Source organism: Streptomyces sp. NPDC029122, assembly GCF_055569445.1.
The window spans coordinates 112,087-128,790 of record NZ_JBVHWK010000016.1 but is presented as its reverse complement, the minus strand read 5'-3'; the positions used below and the strand labels follow the sequence as shown (position 1 = coordinate 128,790).

At 74.4% G+C, this 16,704-nt stretch carries 15 protein-coding genes and 1 tRNA gene; 9 read left to right on the top strand and 7 right to left on the bottom strand.

Features of this window, described 5'->3' with window-relative positions; genetic code table 11:
- Positions 1 to 121: 121 nt before the first annotated feature.
- Together ACZ4WZ_RS19900 and ACZ4WZ_RS19895 are read left to right on the top strand one after the other, a co-directional pair.
- Complete coding sequence (locus ACZ4WZ_RS19900) at positions 122 to 2,182, top strand: phosphocholine-specific phospholipase C (protein ID WP_467892023.1); 2,061 nt, start codon at positions 122 to 124, stop codon at positions 2,180 to 2,182.
- Between the two features lie 134 nt (positions 2,183 to 2,316).
- Entirely contained in the window at positions 2,317 to 3,072 is a 756-nt protein-coding gene (locus ACZ4WZ_RS19895; protein WP_467892021.1) for an alpha/beta fold hydrolase, read from the top strand.
- 72 nt (positions 3,073 to 3,144) lie between these two features.
- Here ACZ4WZ_RS19895 and ACZ4WZ_RS19890 read toward each other — a convergent pair.
- Both ACZ4WZ_RS19890 and ACZ4WZ_RS19885 read right to left on the bottom strand, forming a co-directional pair.
- Positions 3,145 to 3,217 (bottom strand) — tRNA-His (locus tag ACZ4WZ_RS19890).
- Between the two features lie 73 nt (positions 3,218 to 3,290).
- On the bottom strand, positions 3,291 to 4,070 hold the full coding sequence (locus ACZ4WZ_RS19885) for a CTP synthase C-terminal region-related (seleno)protein (protein ID WP_467892019.1): 780 nt from the start codon (positions 4,068 to 4,070) through the stop codon (positions 3,291 to 3,293).
- 148 nt (positions 4,071 to 4,218) lie between these two features.
- Between ACZ4WZ_RS19885 and ACZ4WZ_RS19880 the strand changes: the two genes are divergently transcribed.
- Positions 4,219 to 5,064 carry a LysR family transcriptional regulator gene (locus tag ACZ4WZ_RS19880; RefSeq protein ID WP_467892017.1) on the top strand — a complete coding sequence of 282 codons (846 nt, stop codon included), beginning with the start codon at positions 4,219 to 4,221 and terminating at the stop codon, positions 5,062 to 5,064.
- Positions 5,065 to 5,101: 37 nt separating this feature from the next.
- On the opposite strand, the gene ACZ4WZ_RS19875 is transcribed toward ACZ4WZ_RS19880, so the two are convergent.
- Positions 5,102 to 5,650, bottom strand: coding sequence for a CGNR zinc finger domain-containing protein (locus tag ACZ4WZ_RS19875; RefSeq protein ID WP_467892015.1), 549 nt, complete (start codon positions 5,648 to 5,650; stop codon positions 5,102 to 5,104).
- An 88-nt stretch (positions 5,651 to 5,738) separates the two neighbouring features.
- Here ACZ4WZ_RS19875 and ACZ4WZ_RS19870 point away from each other — a divergent pair, with 88 nt between their 5' ends.
- Positions 5,739 to 6,614, top strand: coding sequence for an alpha/beta fold hydrolase (locus ACZ4WZ_RS19870; protein WP_467892013.1), 876 nt, complete (start codon positions 5,739 to 5,741; stop codon positions 6,612 to 6,614).
- 66 nt (positions 6,615 to 6,680) lie between these two features.
- On the opposite strand, the gene treZ is transcribed toward ACZ4WZ_RS19870, so the two are convergent.
- On the bottom strand, positions 6,681 to 8,432 hold the full coding sequence (treZ, locus tag ACZ4WZ_RS19865) for a malto-oligosyltrehalose trehalohydrolase (protein WP_467892010.1): 1,752 nt from the start codon (positions 8,430 to 8,432) through the stop codon (positions 6,681 to 6,683).
- Between the two features lie 121 nt (positions 8,433 to 8,553).
- On the opposite strand from treZ, the gene ACZ4WZ_RS19860 reads away from it, so the two are divergent.
- A complete protein-coding gene (locus ACZ4WZ_RS19860; protein WP_467892008.1) occupies positions 8,554 to 9,126 on the top strand; it encodes an FHA domain-containing protein in 573 nt (190 codons plus the stop codon).
- 117 nt (positions 9,127 to 9,243) lie between these two features.
- Positions 9,244 to 9,702: a GNAT family N-acetyltransferase gene (locus tag ACZ4WZ_RS19855; protein WP_467892006.1), complete on the top strand. Its 459-nt coding sequence runs from the start codon at positions 9,244 to 9,246 to the stop codon at positions 9,700 to 9,702.
- On the opposite strand, the gene ACZ4WZ_RS19850 is transcribed toward ACZ4WZ_RS19855, so the two are convergent.
- The gene (locus ACZ4WZ_RS19850; protein WP_467892103.1) at positions 9,684 to 10,901 is read right to left on the bottom strand and encodes a M14 family zinc carboxypeptidase; all 1,218 of its coding nucleotides are present in this window, start codon (positions 10,899 to 10,901) and stop codon (positions 9,684 to 9,686) included. The two genes, ACZ4WZ_RS19855 and ACZ4WZ_RS19850, sit on opposite strands and share 19 nt — an antisense overlap.
- Before the next feature lie 122 nt (positions 10,902 to 11,023).
- The gene (locus tag ACZ4WZ_RS19845; protein ID WP_467892004.1) at positions 11,024 to 11,821 is read right to left on the bottom strand and encodes an RICIN domain-containing protein; all 798 of its coding nucleotides are present in this window, start codon (positions 11,819 to 11,821) and stop codon (positions 11,024 to 11,026) included.
- A 204-nt stretch (positions 11,822 to 12,025) separates the two neighbouring features.
- Between ACZ4WZ_RS19845 and ACZ4WZ_RS19840 the strand changes: the two genes are divergently transcribed.
- The 3 genes from ACZ4WZ_RS19840 to ACZ4WZ_RS19830 all read left to right on the top strand — a co-directional run bounded on the left by ACZ4WZ_RS19840 (position 12,026) and on the right by ACZ4WZ_RS19830 (position 14,336).
- Positions 12,026 to 12,586, top strand: a complete 561-nt coding sequence (locus tag ACZ4WZ_RS19840) for a C40 family peptidase (RefSeq protein WP_467892002.1) — start codon at positions 12,026 to 12,028, stop codon at positions 12,584 to 12,586.
- Positions 12,587 to 12,604: 18 nt separating this feature from the next.
- Positions 12,605 to 13,060 carry an RICIN domain-containing protein gene (locus tag ACZ4WZ_RS19835; protein WP_467892000.1) on the top strand — a complete coding sequence of 152 codons (456 nt, stop codon included), beginning with the start codon at positions 12,605 to 12,607 and terminating at the stop codon, positions 13,058 to 13,060.
- Between the two features lie 178 nt (positions 13,061 to 13,238).
- A complete protein-coding gene (locus ACZ4WZ_RS19830; RefSeq protein WP_467891998.1) occupies positions 13,239 to 14,336 on the top strand; it encodes a serine hydrolase domain-containing protein in 1,098 nt (365 codons plus the stop codon).
- Between the two features lie 47 nt (positions 14,337 to 14,383).
- Here the strand turns inward: ACZ4WZ_RS19830 and treY are convergent, their stop codons facing one another.
- Complete coding sequence (gene treY, locus ACZ4WZ_RS19825; RefSeq protein WP_467891996.1) at positions 14,384 to 16,678, bottom strand: malto-oligosyltrehalose synthase; 2,295 nt, start codon at positions 16,676 to 16,678, stop codon at positions 14,384 to 14,386.
- Between the last annotated feature and the right edge of the window lie 26 nt (positions 16,679 to 16,704).

The window sequence follows — 16,704 nt, the reverse complement described above, 5'->3', positions numbered from 1 at the left end:
GGGGCCTTCCGTTCGTCCGCTGTACGGCCCGACGTCAGACGGGGATCCCCCTCCGGTACCCCGGGACCGCTGTCCTTGGGGCGCCCCTCGATCCCCCCTCACCCCCTAGAGGTCGTCACCCATGGCTGAACTCAACCGACGCAGGTTCCTCCAGATCGCCGGCGGCACCGCGGCCGCCACGATGCTCAGCGAGAGCATCGCGCGCGCCGCCGCCATCCCCGCGCAGGGCGGCACCGGAACGATCCAGGACATCGAGCACATCGTCGTCCTCATGCAGGAGAACCGTTCCTTCGATCACTACTTCGGCGCGATGAAAGGGGTCCGGGGCTTCGGGGACCCGCGGCCGGTCCTCCAGGACAACGGCAAGCCGGTCTTCCACCAGTCCGACGGGTTGAAGGACGTCCTGCCCTTCAACCCGCAGGTGGAAGACCTCGGGATGCAGTTCCTCACGGGCCTGGACCACGACTGGGCGGGCGGCCACCAGGCCTACAACAACGGCAAGTACGACAAGTGGGTCCCGGCGAAGACCGCCACCACCATGTCGTACATGACCCGGAAGGACATCCCCTTCCACTACGCCCTCGCCGACGCGTTCACCGTGTGCGACGCCTACCACTGCTCCTTCATCGGCGCCACCGACCCCAACCGCTACTACATGTGGACGGGCCACACGGGCAACGACGGCCTGGGCGGCGGCCCGGTCCTCGGCAACCAGGAGGCCGGGTACGGCTGGAAGACCTACCCCGAGCGCCTGGAGACCGCCGGGGTCTCCTGGAAGGTCTACCAGGACATCGGCGACGGCCTGAACGCCGCCGGCCACTGGGGCTGGATCAACGACGCCTTCCGCGGCAACTACGGTGACAACTCGCTGCTGTACTTCAACGCCTACCGCAACGCCCAGCCCGGCAGCGCCCTCTACGAGAAGGCCCGCACCGGCACGAACGTCAAGGCGGGAGACGGCTACTTCGACCGGCTGCGCGCGGACGTGCTGAACGGCACCCTGCCCCAGGTGTCCTGGATCGCCGCCCCCGAGGCGTTCAGCGAGCACTCGAACTGGCCGACGAACTTCGGCGCCTGGTACATCTCGCAGGTCCTCGACGCGCTGACGGCGAACCCGGCGGTGTGGGCGAAGACCGCCCTCTTCATCACCTACGACGAGAACGACGGCTTCTTCGACCACGTGGTCCCGCCGTACCCGCCGGCCTCCTCGGCCTGGGGCCTGTCCACGGCCGACGTCACCCGCGACCTCTACCCCGGCGGCGGCGGCTACGCGGCCGGCCCCTACGGACTCGGTCCGCGCGTGCCGATGATCGTGGTCTCCCCGTGGAGCAAGGGCGGCTACGTCTGCTCCGAGACCTTCGACCACACGTCGGTGATCCGCTTCATGGAGAAGCGCTTCGGGGTGCACGAGCCCCACATCTCCCCGTGGCGCCGCGCGGTCTGCGGCGACCTGACCTCGGCCTTCGACTTCACCCTGGCGGACGCGGCGCCCGCCGCGCTGCCGTCGACGGCCGGGTACGTCCCGCCGGACAAGAACCGCCACCCGTCCTACTACCCGACCCCGCCGGCGTCGGGCACCCTGCCGAAGCAGGAGGCCGGCTCCAAGCCCGCCCGCCCGCTCGGCTACAGCCCGTACGTGGACGGCTCCCGCACCGTCTCCACCGGCAAGTTCACGCTCACCTTCTCCTCCGGTCCCAGGCTCGGCGCCCACTTCCACAGCACCTCGGGCAACCGTACGGACGGCCCCTGGCCCTACACGGTCGAGGCGGGCAAGACCCTCTCCGACACCTGGTCCACCAGCAGCTCCACCGGCAACAGGATCGACCTCACGGTCTGGGGCCCCAACGGCTTCCTGCGCACCTGGAAGGGCCCGGCGAAGAAGGCCGGCCCCGAGGTCACCGCCCGCCACGTGGACGCCACCGGCAACCTGGCCCTGACCCTGGTCAACGGGGGCACCGCCGCGGTGAACCTCACCGTGACCAACGCCTACGGGGGCGCCGCCCAGACGTTCAAGGTCAACCCGGGCGCCACCGTCTCCCACACCGTCGACCTGCGCGCCTCGGGCCGCTGGTACGACGTCTCCGTGGTCTCGGACGCCGACACCACCTTCCTGCGCCGCTTCGCGGGGCACGTGGAGACGGGGGCCCCGAGCGTCTCGGACCCGGCGATCAAGACCGTCTGACACGGGCTCCCTCCGGGTGGACCGGCCCGGCTGCGCGCTCGTCGGGGCGGCCGCGGGCGGTGGTGTGACCGTGGGCCGGATGGGCAGTACCTACGGCGTCGCTTTCCACCACCCCCGTCACCGAGGGAGAACGCATGGCCATCGCCCATCGCCGGATCGGCACCGGACCCGTCCGTGTCATCGTGCTGCACGACTGGTTCGGTACCTCCGCCAACTGGGGCTCCGTGCTCGACTACCTGGACCCGCGGGGGTTCTCGTACGCCTTCCTCGACTACCGGGGCTACGGCGAGCGCCGGGACGTGTCCGGCCGCTACACCCTCCCCGAGATCGCCGACGACGTCCTCGCCCTCGCCGACCAGCTGGGCTGGGACACCTTCTCCCTGATCGGCCACTCCATGGGCGGCAAGGCCGCCCAGCAGGTCCTGGCCCGCGCCCCCGAGCGCGTCGAGAAGCTCATCGGGCTCACCCCGGTCCCCGCCGGGCCGTACGCGATGGACGACGCGACCCACGCCCTCTTCCACGGGGCCGCCGAGGACCCCGACAAGCGCCGCACCATCCTGGACCTCGTCACCGGCCACCGGGCGAGCCGCCACTGGCTGGAGCGCATGGTCGGCCACTCCCTCGCCGTCTCCCGCCCCGAGGCCTTCGCCGGCTACTTCGCCGACTGGCAGCCGCGCGACCTGTCCGCCGCGGTCAAGGGCAGCACCGTGCCGGTGCTCGTCCTGGTGGGGGAGTACGACCTGGCCCTGACCGCCGAGGTCATGCGGGGAACCTTCCAGGCCTCGTACCCGAACTGCAGGGTCGTGACGATCCCCGGCGCCGGCCACTATCCGCCGCACGAGACCCCCGTGGCCTTCGTCACGGAGGTGGAGGCCTTCCTGCGCGGCTGACCGCGGGTCCGTCCGGGGGGAAAGCCCGTAGGGGGTACGAGGCGAACCTCGTACCCCCTACGGGACCAACAGGGTGAGTGACGGGACTTGAACCCGCGGCCACCTGGACCACAACCAGGTGCTCTACCAACTGAGCTACACCCACCACGAAGGGCGTTGACCACCCGTTCGTCGTGCACGCACAGCATAGCCGATCCCACGGGTGGTCCCGCGACGGGTCATCCGGCGGCCCGGCCGCCGGCGGGCGTCCCGGCCGTACGGCGCACGGCGCGGGCGACGGCCGCGACGGCCAGGGCGCGGATCACCGGGTGCGGACGCGACCCGTCCCCGGCGAGCTCCGGCTGGAAGAGGGTGGCGAGGAAGAAGGGGTGCCCGGGCAGTTCCGCCATCCGCACCCGCCCCTGCCCGTCGTGCCCGGACAGCCGCAGCCCGTGCGCGGCGAGCACCGGCAGGTGGCGGGCCGCGGGCCCGTAATGGCAGTGGTAGCGCTCCGTCGACCGCTCCGCCCCGAGTGCCGACTCGGCCAGGGAGCCGGGCTGGGCGTGGACGAGCCCCTCGTGCCCGGCCAGCGAGCAGCTCAGCAGGGCGATCAGCGGGTCGTCCGCCCCGGGGTCGTTCTCGGCGTGCGCGGCGCCCTCCAGCCCGCAGACGTGGCGGGCGTACTCCAGCAGCGCGTGCTGGAAGCCGCCGCACGTCCCGAGGAAGGGGATGCCCTCCTCCCGGGCGACCCGGATCGCCGCCAGCGCCCCGGCCTCGCTCGCGTACGGGCTGCCCGGCAGCACCCACACGGCGTCGAACCCGGCCAGGGTCCCCGCCGCGGCCTCCGCCGCGGCCCCCGAGGTCGGGATCCAGTACGCGTCCAGCACCAGCCCCTCGCGGGCGGCCAGCGCGTCGAGCAGGAGCGGGAGCCGGGTGTGGGACTCCACGTGCGGGGAGCGGTCGCCGACGAGGGCGATCCGGGCGACGGCCGAGCCGTACGCGGTCTGCGCGGTGGTCATGCGGATCATCCTGCGACCCCGTACCGCTCCAGCGCCAACGACCCTTCCTGCACGGCCGATAAGCGGTGCTGATGAGCGGTGCTGAGGGGCGGTGCTGATGGGCGGCGGTGCTGATAGCGGTGCTGAGGGGCGGTGCCATCCTGCGGGCATGGACCCGCACCTGCTCCGCACCTTCACCGCCGTCGCCCGCCTCGCCTCCTTCTCCGCCGCCGCGCGCGAACTCGGCTACACCCAGTCCGCCGTCTCCCAGCACATCGCCGCGCTCGAGGGCGACCTGCGCACCGAGCTGCTCACCCGGCGGCCCGTCGCCCCCACCCCGGCCGGGGCGCGGCTGCTGGAGCACGCCCGGCCGCTGCTGCTACGGCTCGACGCGGCCCGCGCCGACGTACTGCGGCTGGCCGCCGCCCCGCCCGGCCGGGTCACCCTCGCCGCCTCCCCGCTCGCCGCCGCCCCCCGGCTGCTCGCCGCCCTGCCCGCCACCGGCGTCACCCTGCGCGTCCTGCCCCCGGCCCGGGTGCCCGCCGCCGTCGCCGCCGGGGACTGCGACCTCGGGCTCGTCGACGGCCTCGCCGCCCCGAGCGACCCGCTGCGGCTGCCCGACGTGGCCCCGCTGCGGGTCACCGGCGTCGGCGAGGAGGAGCTCGCCGTCCTCTTCCCCGCCGGGCACCCCTTCGCCGCGCGGCACTCCGTCCGGCTCGACGACCTCGCCGACGCGCGCTGGCTCGACGCGCCGGACGTGGGGCTGCCGCTCACCGCCGGACGCGGCGGCCTGCGCTACGACGGCACCGACCTGCACGCCCTGTGCGCTCTCGCCGCCGCCGGGCACGGCCTCGTACTGCTGCCGCGTCCGCTCGCCGAATCCGCCCGCGCGGGGGTCGCCGTACCGCTCGCCGCACCCCGCCTCGCGCACCGTACGGAGCTGCTCGCGCCCGCCGGCCTGTCCGGCGCGGCCGCCGCGCTCGCCGCCCGCCTCACGGCAGGGTCCCCGGTATGACCACCGCACCGGCTCCTGACCCGGCCCGCGACGGGTGTCACGGGCGCTTGTGGCGGGCGTAATAGCGGGCCACTCGCGCACGGTTGCCGCAGGCGGACGCCACGCACCAGCGGCGTCGCGGATGCGCGGGCAGGAAGAGCAGGACGCAGTCCTCCGCCTCGCACGCGCGGACCGACGTCACGCGGGGATCGGTCAGGAGCTCCGTGACGGCTTCGGCCAGTTCCGCCGCCAGCCGCCGCGCGGGGCCGGGCGGCCGGTGCGGGGTCGCCGTGAGGCCGGCCTCCTCGGTCCAGGTCAGCTCCCGGTGGGACGGAGCCGCGGACAGGGCGCCGTTCAGCGCGCGCAGCGCGTCGGCCGGCGGCCGCTCACCGCGCAGGGCGGCGTCGAGCGCCGACCGCGCGGCTTCCCGTACGGCCAGTACGGCGGCCACCTCGGCCGTGCCCGTCTCTCCGACCGGCGTCAGCCTCCCGGCCTGCTCGGCCAGCCACGCCGCGAGGCCAGCGGGATCGGCGACGAGGTCGCCCGCGGCGGTGCGGGTGTTGAGGAGGTCCAGAGCCAGGGGCTCGCCGGTAAGCGGAAAGGTCACCTTCACATGGCTAATGCTACCTGAATCACTTGACCCATTAGTGCGTGATCGGCAAAGCTAATGCCACCACGCACCCAGGAGGCATGTGATGACCGCTCGCCACACCATCCCGTCCGTCCGGCACCGCACCGTCGACGTGGACGGCGTGCGCGTCGCCTACCGCGAGAGCGGCCCCGCCGACGGCCCCGTCCTCCTGCTCCTGCACGGCTTCCCGACCGCCTCGCACCAGTTCGCCCGCCTGATGGACGCCCTCGGCGACACCCCCTACCGCCTGATCGCCCCGGACTACCCCGGCTTCGGCCGGACCGAGGCGCCGGAGGGGTTCACGTACACCTTCGACCGGCTCGCCGACATCGTGGAGGGCTTCACCGACGCCCTGAACCTCGACCGCTTCGCCCTGTACGTCTTCGACTTCGGCGCCCCGGTCGGACTGCGGCTCGCCACACGACGCCCCGAACGGGTCACCGGGCTGATCGTCCAGAACGGCAACGCGTACGAGGAGGGCCTGTCGGACGCCGCCCGCGAGTTCACCGCTCTGCGGCGGGAGGTCCCGGCCGACGAAGAGCGGGTACGGGGGCTGTTCACCCTGGAGGGCACCCGCTTCCAGTACGAGACCGGCGTCGCCGACACCGGCCTCCTCTCCCCCGACAGCTGGACCCTGGACGTGCACTACCTGAACCTGCCGGGGCGGACCGACGCCCAGGCCGACCTCGCCTTCGACTACGCCTCCAACTTCGCGCACTACCCGGCCTGGCAGGCCTGGCTCCGGTCGGCGCGGGTGCCGGTGCTGGTCGTCTGGGGCGCCGGGGACCCCTTCTTCACCCCGGCCGGGGCGAAGGCGTACCTGCGGGACGCCCCGGACGCGGACGTCCACGTCTTCGAGGGCGCCGGCCACTTCGCCCTGGAAACCCACCTCCCGGAAATCGCCCCGCTGATCTCCGCGTTCCTCACCGCTCTCCCGTAGCGGACCCTCCGCAGGACCGGACCGCGCCCGTCGAGGACCGGGCGGCGCCCCCGGGGCCCGCTGGCGTCACGGCCCCAGCACCACCGCCGACTCGCCCGGTACGTGGATCCGCCCGTCCGGACCCGGATGTTCCACCGGCTCCCAGGCGGCCAGCACCCGCACCCCGTTGCGGCCCAGCGCCACCGTCACCGACTCCGTCGACAGGTTCACCACCACCCGTACCTCGCCCCGCCGGAAGGTCAGCCAGCGGCGCTCCTCGTCGTACGCCACCCGGACCGCCGCGAGGTCCGGGTCGCGCAGGTCCGGATGGGTGCGGCGCAGCCGGATCAGGGTCCGGTACCACTCCAGCAGCCAGGCGTGCGACTCCCGCTCCGGTTCGGCCCAGTCCAGGCAGGACCGGTCGCGGGTCGCCGGGTCCTGCGGGTCCGGGATCTCCTCCGCTTTCCAGCCGTGCGACGCGAACTCCCGCCGCCGGCCGCTGCGCACCGCCTCGGCGAGCTCCGGGTCGGGATGGCCGGTGAAGTACTGCCACGGGGTGCCGGCCCCCCACTCCTCGCCCATGAACAGCATCGGTACGAAGGGCCCCGTCAGCGCCAGCGCCGCCGCGCAGGCCAGCAGCCCGGGGGAGCAGGAGGCGGACAGCCGGTCGCCCAGCGCCCGGTTGCCGACCTGGTCGTGGGTCTGGGTGTAGCCGACGAAGCGGTGCGCGGGGGTGCGGCGGCGGTCCACCGGCCGGCCGTGGGTGCGGCCGCGGAAGGAGGACCAGGTGCCGTCGTGGAAGAACGCCCGCGTCAGGGTCTTGGCGAGGGCGCCGAGCGGGGCCTCGGCGAAGTCGGCGTAATAACCCTGCGATTCACCGGTCAGGGCACAGTGCAGCGCGTGGTGGAAGTCGTCGTTCCACTGCGCGTGCATCCCCAGGCCCCCGGCGGAGCGCGGCGTCGTCAGCCGGGGGTCGCACTGGTCGGACTCGGCGATCAGGAACAGCGGGCGCGTGGTCTCCGCCGCCAGCCCGTCCACGGCCGCCGCCAGCTCCTCCAGGAAGTGCAGCGCCCGCCCGTCGGCCAGCGCGTGCACCGCGTCCAGCCGCAGGCCGTCGATCCGGTAGTCCCGCAGCCAGGCCAGCGCGCTCCCGATCAGGTACGAGCGGACCTCGTCGGAGCCGGGCGCGTCCAGGTTCACCGCCGCGCCCCAGGGCGTGTGGTGCGTGTCGGTGAAGTACGGGCCGAACGCGGGGAGATGGTTCCCGGAGGGACCCAAGTGGTTGAGGACCACGTCCAGCACCACCCCCAGCCCGGCGGCGTGCGCGGCCTCCACGAAGGCCGCCAGTCCCGCCGGACCTCCGTACGGCTCGTGCACCGCCCACGGCGCCACCCCGTCGTACCCCCAGCCGTGCCGGCCCGGGAAGGGGCACACCGGCATCAGCTCCACGTGCGTGACGCCCAGCCCGGCCAGATACCCCAGGCGGGCGGCCGCCGCCTCGAAGGTGCCCTCGGGGGTGAAGGTGCCGACGTGCAGCTCGTACAGGACCGCGTCCTGGAGCGGGACGCGCGGCGGCGGCACCCGGGGCGTGAGGGCCGTCAGGTCGACCACCGCCGACAGACCCTCCGTACCGTCGGGCAGCCGGCGCCCGCGCGGATCGGGCCGGACCACCGGATCGTCGCCGAGGCGGAACCCGTACCGGTCGCCGTCGGCCGCCGGGGCCTCGGCGACCCACCAGCCGGAGCGGCCGGGGGCCGGGTCGGGGCTCATCTCGTAGGTGGTGTCGTTCAGTCGCATGGCGACCCGACCTGTCAGCGGTGCCCACACCTCGAACTGCACGGACGGTCCCCTCGTCTCCGGCGGTGTCCAGCATGCGTATCCTGCCCGTATCGTGCCCATCATTCCGGGCGCGGCGGGGGAGTTCTGGACACTCCGCACCCGACGGGCCGACAATCACCCTGTGACGTCGAGTTTCGAGTTCCCCGCCTATCCGGCCCCCCGGCTCTCCGATGCGGAGCGCGACCGGGCGCTGGGCCACCTCAGGGAGGGTGCGGCCCTCGGCAGGCTGTCGCACGACACCTTCCTGCGCCGAATGGAACTCGCGCTGGCCGCCCGTCGCCCCGAGGACCTCGCCGTCCTCCTCGCCGACCTCCAGACGCGGGAGGGAGCGCGCGACGCCGCGAGCCCGTGGAGCAGCCGGCTGTTCGGCTGGGTGGGCCGGGCCTCGGCCGTGTCCGCCGGCGTGCGCCGCGCCTGGCAGGTGGAGCGCCTGCCCGCGCTGCTGTTCCCCCACCCGGCCGCCGGCCCGCTGCGGATCGGCCGCGACCCCGGCAACGGGCTGCGGCTCAGCCATGACACCGTCTCGCGGGCGCACGCGGAGCTGAGCATGCGGGACGGGACGTGGCTGCTGCGGGACCTCGGCTCGACCAACGGCACCACCGTCAACGGGCGCCGCGTGACGGGGGCGGCCGTGGTGCGGCCCGGGGACCAGGTGGGATTCGGACGGGTGAGCTTCCGGCTCTCGGAGTACTGAGGGCGGGGCCGGGGACGCGACCGGTGCGGTCACATTGCGCTGCCGTCGCCACGCCTCCGCGATCCCGTCGCCGTCCCGGCCTTTGACGGGGGGCCAGGGCCCGGCAGTATGCCCTCCATGGACCCCACCGGCCTCGTGCGCCCCGCCCGCCCCGAAGACCTTCCGCGTCTCACCGAACTCATCCACGAGCACGTCGCGTACGAGAAGTCGGCACCCCGCCCCGCGGACCTCGGCGAGCACCTCGGTCCCCGGCTGTTCGCCGAGGACGCCCGGCTGTGGGTGCTGCTCGCCGAGACTCCCGGGGGCACGGTGGCCGGATACGCCGCCTGCTCGGAGGAGTTCGCGTTCTGGGACGCCCGCCCTTACCTCCACATGGACTGCCTCTACCTCGCCGAGGAGGCCAGGGGCCACGGCCTCGGGGCGGCCCTGATGGCGGGCGTGGCCGGTCTCGCCCGACGCCTCGGCCTCGAGCACGTCGAATGGCAGACCCCCGACTGGAACGAGGGCGCGATCCGCTTCTACGACCGCCTCGGCGCCACGGGCCGCCCCAAGCGGCGCTACGCCTGGCCGGTCTGAAGACACCCGTACGCGGCCAGGACCGTCCGCGACTGGTGCTCCACCTGCGTGGCCACCGGCACCCAACGGGCCTGGAAGCGGGAGGAGAACTCCTCGCACCACCCCGTCACCAGGCGGTCCAGGGCGGGCGCCGACGGATGGGCCTGGGACCGCAGGACGCGCAGCAGCATCGCGGCGGCGCGCAGCGAGAGCCGCCGCCCGAAGGCGTCGATGCTGCCGAGGGAGGCCGTGGTGGCCTCGGAGGGGGCCCCGGGAGCCGTCCACCCGGCGGTGACCTGCGGGATCAGCCCGAGCGTCCAGTCCACCGCCCGCAGCAGGGCGGCCGCGCCCGGCCCGGCGGCCGCGATCCCCTCCCGCAGCCCGGCCACCCGCGCGGCCTCACCGGTCAGCCGCTCCGCCAGCATGCGCAGGGCGGCCCGGGGGTCCGGGTGCGGGGCGGGGTCCTCCACCAGGGGGGAGGCCCACATGGGGACTTCGACGATCGCGGTGGTCCCGTGGTGGCACCAGGTACTGAGCAGGGTGTCCTCGCTCCCGGCCTGCGGCATCACGAAGATCCCGGGCCCGGGGGTGGCCCACCCGGCCGCGTCGGAGGCCCGGGTCTCCACCGGGATCCGCAGCTCGGCCGCCGACGTCCCGAAGGGCTCGGCGAGCCCGGGTACGTCACGCGTCAGCTGGACCCAGGACCCGCCGAGATCCGTACCGTGCAGGGAGACCTGCAGGACCGGCCGCAGCCGGTCCAGGAGCGCGGTCAGGGTGCGGGTCTCGGGCGGGAGCCGGTCCGGGGGGAGTAAGGACGGGGCCCACTCGGGCTGTTCCGGGCCGGGCGGCCGGTAGAAGTTGCGGTGGTAGTCCAGCAGCGAGTACGGGCGGGGCGTGCGGTGCAGGTCGGCGCCGTCGGGGTCGGCGCAGAGCAGGAAGTGCCAGCCGGCCCCGCCGCCCCCGGCCCGGATCACCCGCCGTGCGAGGTCCAGCGCGGTCGCCCCGCCGACGGGCTCGTTGGCATGGGCCCCGGCGACGACGAGCACCTCCCGGGGCCCGCCCCGCTGCCCGTCGACGGAGAGCAGCCACAGCGGCCTGCCGCCCCGGGAGACACCGGCCTGCCGCATCCGCACCCGGCCGGGGTGCTCGTCCGCCAGTGCCCGGCCGGCCAGGGCGAGTTCGTGCGGGGTGGGGTAGCGCATGTCACGGATGAGGGTCACATGTGATGCCATGCCCGCCACACCGGCCGGCTACTGCTCCGCGGGGACCGAACGTGCGTGCGCCCGGCAGGGCCCCGTGGCCGGTGGCGCGAGAAGCCGGTCCGCTTCCGGCGGAGCCGGGGTCAGCCCCACTTCTGACGGTCCGACCGGTCGCAGGGCAGGGCGCGCAGGCCGGCGGGGCCGTCGTCCAGGCACTGGCCGGTGGTCCGGCTCTTGACCTCGGCCGAGGCGTCGGGCCATGTCGTGACGGTCCACCGCTGCGACGGGGCCTTGTCGCAGGAGCGGGCGTCGAGTCCGCCGTCGCCGCTGTCCAGGCACGCGCCCGTGGCGTGGTTCCTCAGGGTGCTGGTGCCGTCGGGCAGCGGGTGGACGGTCCAGCGCTGGTAGCTCATGCCGTTGGGCGGGAAGGAGCGCAGCCCCTGGTCGAGGCTGTGGTCCAGGCAGCTGCCCGTGGAGCGGTTGACGAAGATCCGCGTCATGTCGTTCCGCGGCGGCGCGGGTGCCCCGCCGGCCGCACGCGGCTGCGCCGACGGCTGCGCGGGCGGCGCCCCGGGCACCAGGACGAGCAGGCAGAGCGCGGTGCCGAGCACCAGACCGGCCAGGGCGCCGACGGCCGCCCATGCCCAGCGGCCGCGCCACCACGGTGAGGCCGGGGGCGGCGGCGCAGGCGCCGGCTGGCTGCGGTCCGCCGCCTCCCACAGGGCCCGGTACTCCGCCGGGTCGGCGCCCAGGGCCCGGCACAGGTCCCGGACGGTGCTCCACGGCGGGACCGTGCTGCCGCGCAAGTAGCGGGACAGCGAGGAGTCGCTGATCATCACCTCCGACTCCAGGGAGCGCAGCGTCCGTCCGGACCGCTGCTGCAGCGCCCTCAGCGCCCCGCCCAGTTGTTGCCCCGGGCTGCGCCCGCCGACGTCCACCATGCTCGCCCCTGTCCCGGGATGGTCATGTCCCAGCAGGTCAGAAGGGTAGGGATCCCGACTTGCCCGAAGCAAACGGGACAGCGTTGCGAGGCCTCGCCGGACCGCCGCAGACTCTGCATCAGCCGGCTCCCAGTCGAGTGAGCGGCGATCCCACCACCTGCGCCGTACCGGCGCATTCCCCCTGCCGGAAATCGGAGGACGGGCATGTCCGTCAATCTCACCCGCCGCGTGGCCATGGCCGCGTTGACCACCCTCCTGTCCCTGGGTTCCCTCGCGCTGACCGCGCCGCCGGCCCCGGCGGCCGGCTCCTCGGCCGAGGTGGTCCAGGCGGCTCCCCGCATCACCCGCTCGGAGGTCCTCGCCCGGGCCAGGACGTGGCTGACCGCCAACAACGGCCGCCCCGTCCCCTACAGCCAGACCAAGTACTGGAAGGACGGCTACCGGCAGGACTGCTCCGGCTACGTCTCCATGACCCTCGGTCTGCGCAAGCCCGGCCCCAACACCGTCTCCCTCAAGAACGACGGCTTCACCCGCCGCATCGCCATGAAGGACCTCGCCCCCGGCGACCTGGTCATCAAGGCCAACAGCAACAGCGCCGACAACCGCCACGTCGTCATCTTCGACGGCTGGGCCAACAGCGCGCACACCGTCTACAAGTCCTACGAGCAGGCCGGCGGCGTCGGAACGCGCTGGAAGAAGCACTCCTACGGCGTGAGCGGCCGCGACGGCTACCACGCCTACCGCCCCGTCAACATCGTCGGCTGACCCCTCCCAGGAGCGAACATGAACACCCGTACGACCATCCTGGCGGGCATCCTGCTCGCCACCGCCCTGGCGACCACCACCGCCGAGGCCGACACGCTCGACAGCGTCCAGACCTTCCGCAACGCGGCGACGTCGGCCTGCCTCGACGACAGCGACGCCGGCGTCCGCACCTACACGTGCCTGGGCAACGACCACCAGAAGTGGAACGTCCACCAGTGGGGGGACGGCACCCGCGAGCTCCGGAACCGCAAGACCGGTCTCTGCCTCACCGACCACCCGCGCGGGACCGCCTCGGCGCAGCCGTGCGACAAGGCCAAGGACGAGAGCTGGATCGTCCACCGCTACCCGGACGGCTCCGTCGAGTTCAAGAACCAGGCGACCGGCCTGTGCCTGGACGACAGCCCCCAGTTCCACCTGCGCACCTTCCCGTGCGGCACCCACGCCCAGAAGAGCCCCTACCAGACCTGGCACTGACCGTCCCCGGGCCCGGCCCCACCGGGGGGCCGGGCCCGGACCGGCAGGACTCCGGTCCCGCCTTCCGCCGGGGGAAAGCCCCACCCCGCGGCATCCGGGCAGCAGGATCGCCCGGACCGCCGCATACGGAAATGCTGGGCACACCACCGATTCCCCGCATTTCCATAGGAGTTCCCCCATGCCCAGGCAGACCCGGCGCAGGACCCTCGTACGAGCCGCGGCCGCGGCCGTCATGGCCCTCGGCGCCCTGGCCCCGGCCGCGGCCGCCACCGCCCGCCCGGACCCCGTCCAGCAGGGGCTGAACGCCCTGGTGGCCGACGACGGCGTGCCCGCCGCCCTGGCGAGCGTCAAGGACCGCGACGGGCGCACCCGTACGTACACCGCCGGCGCCAGGGACGGTCAGGTGCGCATCGGCAGCAACACCAAGACGTTCACCGCCGTGGTCGTGCTGCAGCTGGTCGGCGAGGGCAGGATCGGCCTCGACGACAAGGTCGAGACCCACCTCCCGGACCTCGTGCGCGGCGAAGGGATCGACGGGCGGCGCATCACCGTCCGCGAACTCCTCCAGCACACCAGCGGGCTGCCCGACTACGAGGCGGACGTCATCGACGACATCCTCGGCCACCGCTACCTCGAACCCCGCGACATCCTCGACATCGCCTTCCGGCACAAGGCCCTCTTCGCGCCGGGAACCGGCTGGGCCTACAGCAACACGAACTACGTACTGGCCGGCCTCATCGTCCAGAAGATCACCGGCCGCCCCCTCGGCGAGGAGATCGACAAGCGGATCGTCCGGCCCCTCGGACTGCGCCACACCTATTTCCCCACCGCCGGCGACATGACCATCCGGGAACCCCACCCCAAGGGCTACCACCAGGACTCGCCGGGCGCGCCCCTGCGCGAGGTCACGGAGATCGATCCCTCCCCGTCCTGGGCCGCCGGCCAGATGATCTCCACCAACGCCGATCTCAACCAGTTCCTCACCGCGCTCCTGGACGGCCGCCTCCTGCGGCCCGCCCAGCTCGCCCAGATGCGCACCACCGTCCCCCTCGGCGACACGGGCGCCGGCTACGGGCTGGGCCTGATGAGCAGGCCGCTGTCGTGCGGCGGCGTCTACTGGGGCCACGGCGGCGACATCGCCGGCTACGAGACCCGCGGGGGAGTCACCGAAGACGGCCGCGCCGCCGCCGTCGCGGTGACCACCGACCCGGTCGAGGGAGCGGTCACCAAGCACGTCGAGAAGCTCGTGGACACGGCCCTCTGCCGGAGCGCCTGAGGGCCGTCCCGCGATCCCCGGCGGGCGGCCCCTGCCCCCTGGTACGCCTACTCGCGCACCAGCACCGCCACCGGCACATCCTCCAGCAGCTCCGCCAGTGCCACCCGCCCCCCGTACTCGGCGCCGGCCGGCCCGCCCCGCCGTCCGCCGACCCGCGCCCACCGCCCCTCGGGCAGCTCCAGGGAGGTTCCGCGCCAGCCGCCCGCGGCCGCCAGGCGGTGGGAGAGGCGGGTGGCCACCGCGATGAGCCCGGCCGGACGGGTGAAGGCCACGCAGTGGCCGGCGGCCGGGCCCCGGGCCGGCAGGGGGGCGTAGCCGGTGAACAGTCCGGGCCGGTCGCGGCGCAGCCGCAGCAGCGCCGCCGTCAGCGCGAGCTTCTCCCGGGCGAGGTCCGGCGGGGCGGCGCCGGCGTCCAGGGCGGCCAGCGCCTTCCGGGGGAAGTCGACGGGGCGGCGGTTGTCCGGGTCGACCAGCGCCCGGCACTCGTACTCGCAGCCCTGGTACACCTCCGGCACCCCCGGCATCGCCAGGTGCAGCAGGGTCATCCCCAGCAGGTTGGCCCGGGCGGCCTCCGCCAGTTCCGGCGGCAGCTCCACCGCCTCCCGGGGCACCAGAGCCGCGATGCCCGCCTCGTAGCCCTCGTCGGGGTCGGTCCAGGAGGTGTGCACCCCCGCCTCCCGCGCGGCCTTCAGCAGGGCGGCCGCCAGCCGGGACTCCCGTTCGGGTGCCTCCCCCAGGCCGAGCGCGCTCTGCCGGGCCACCCACGCCAGCTGCGGGTCGGCCCCGGGCGGCCCGCCCGGCTCCCCCATCGCCTCCGGGGCCTGCGACAGCACCGAGATCCGCGCCCGTACGTCCGCGCTGCGCTTCGTGTCGTGCGTGGACAGCACCGTCCCGGAGGCGGGCCAGTCCCGTTCGAGCTCCGCGCAGTACGCGTGGAACCCGGCGACGGACACCGCCGGATCCCCCGGCTCCCCGCCGACCTCGGTGGCCGACAGCAGCGGCGCCCACCGGTAGAAGGCCCGGTCCTCCAGGGACTTGGCGCGCAGGGCCGCCGAGGTCTGCGCGAAACGCGCCGCGAAGGCGGGGTCCCGCAGCAGCAGTTCCCGTACGCCCTCCACCGCCGCGGCCCCCGCCCGCGCGGCGGCCCGCTCCAGGGTCGCCGCCGACGGCCCCGGCCCGCCCGGGTACGTCCGGTACACCGGCGAGGCGAGGAGCAACTCCCGCACGCCGAAGGCCAGTGCCGGGCCCGCCCACCGCTCCAGCGTCGCCAGCTCGGCGGCCAGGTCGACGGTCAGCACCTCCCGCCCGGCCTCCGAGGCGGTCTCCTCCCACGAGGGAGGCCCCCCGGCGGCCTCCGCGTACGTGCACGCCAGCCGGCGCACCCCCACCGGATCGGTGAACACCCCGTCCACCCGGTGCAGCGCGTCGTACCCGGTGGTCCCGGCCACCGGCCAGGACGCGGGCAGCCGTTCCCGGCGGGCCAGGATCTTCTCCACCACGATCCAGCAGCCGCCCCCGACCGCGGCCCGCAGCCGCCGCAGGTACTGCTCCGGATCCGCCAGCCCGTCCACGTGGTCGATCCGCAGGCCGGCCACCACCCCGTCCCGCACCAGCTGCAAGACCTTCCCGTGGCTGGCCGCGAACACGGCGGGGTCCTCCACCCGCACTCCGATCAGGTCGGAAATCGTGAAGAACCGCCGGTAGTTCAGGGCCGTCCGCGCCTCGCGCCACCAGGCGGCCCGGTACCACTGCGCGTCCAGCAGCTCCCGGAGCGGCAGCCCGGCCGTCCCCGCCCGCAAGGGCAGCTCCAGCCCGCCCCCGTACCGGAGCAGCTCCTCGCCGCCGTCCCCGGCCACCACCTCGCAGCCCTCGTCCGGCCCGCCAAGCACCGGCAGCAGGACCTGCCCCCCGCCGCCCTCCCAGTCGATGTCGAACCACCGGGCGTACGGCGAGCCCGGCCCCTCCCGCAGCACCTCCCACAGGGGCCGGTTGAGCCGCAACGGCACCGGTACCGCCATGTGGTTCGGCACGATGTCCAGCACCAGCCCCAGCCCGTGGGCCCGTCCCGCCGCCGCGAGCGCGCGCAGCCCCGGCTCGCCGCCCAGCTCGGCCCGGACCCGCGCGTGGTCGACGACGTCGTACCCGTGCTCCGAGCCCGGCACCGCCTCCAGCACGGGGGACAGGTGCAGGTGCGACACGCCGAGCGAGGCGAGGTACGGCACGGCTGCCTCGGCCGCCGCGAACGTGAAGCGCGGGCTGAGCTGGAGACGGTAGGTCGACGCCGGAACGACCGGTGTCTGAACGTCGGATTCCGGTCGGCTGCTTGAATACCCCAGGGTCATGAGAACGTACGTACCCAGCCCGGGCG

What these genes read in the sequence shown, in the direction of transcription:
- ACZ4WZ_RS19900 (WP_467892023.1), top strand. Translation starts at nt 122, where the DNA reads ATGGCTGAACTCAACCGACGCAGGTTCCTCCAGATCGCCGGCGGCACC.
- ACZ4WZ_RS19895 (WP_467892021.1), top strand. Translation starts at nt 2,317, where the DNA reads ATGGCCATCGCCCATCGCCGGATCGGCACCGGACCCGTCCGTGTCATC.
- ACZ4WZ_RS19885 (WP_467892019.1), bottom strand. Translation starts at nt 4,070, where the DNA reads ATGACCACCGCGCAGACCGCGTACGGCTCGGCCGTCGCCCGGATCGCC.
- ACZ4WZ_RS19880 (WP_467892017.1), top strand. Translation starts at nt 4,219, where the DNA reads ATGGACCCGCACCTGCTCCGCACCTTCACCGCCGTCGCCCGCCTCGCC.
- ACZ4WZ_RS19870 (WP_467892013.1), top strand. Translation starts at nt 5,739, where the DNA reads ATGACCGCTCGCCACACCATCCCGTCCGTCCGGCACCGCACCGTCGAC.
- ACZ4WZ_RS19855 (WP_467892006.1), top strand. Translation starts at nt 9,244, where the DNA reads ATGGACCCCACCGGCCTCGTGCGCCCCGCCCGCCCCGAAGACCTTCCG.
- ACZ4WZ_RS19845 (WP_467892004.1), bottom strand. Translation starts at nt 11,821, where the DNA reads ATGGTGGACGTCGGCGGGCGCAGCCCGGGGCAACAACTGGGCGGGGCG.
- ACZ4WZ_RS19840 (WP_467892002.1), top strand. Translation starts at nt 12,026, where the DNA reads ATGTCCGTCAATCTCACCCGCCGCGTGGCCATGGCCGCGTTGACCACC.
- ACZ4WZ_RS19835 (WP_467892000.1), top strand. Translation starts at nt 12,605, where the DNA reads ATGAACACCCGTACGACCATCCTGGCGGGCATCCTGCTCGCCACCGCC.
- ACZ4WZ_RS19830 (WP_467891998.1), top strand. Translation starts at nt 13,239, where the DNA reads ATGCCCAGGCAGACCCGGCGCAGGACCCTCGTACGAGCCGCGGCCGCG.
- treY (WP_467891996.1), bottom strand. Translation starts at nt 16,678, where the DNA reads ATGACCCTGGGGTATTCAAGCAGCCGACCGGAATCCGACGTTCAGACA.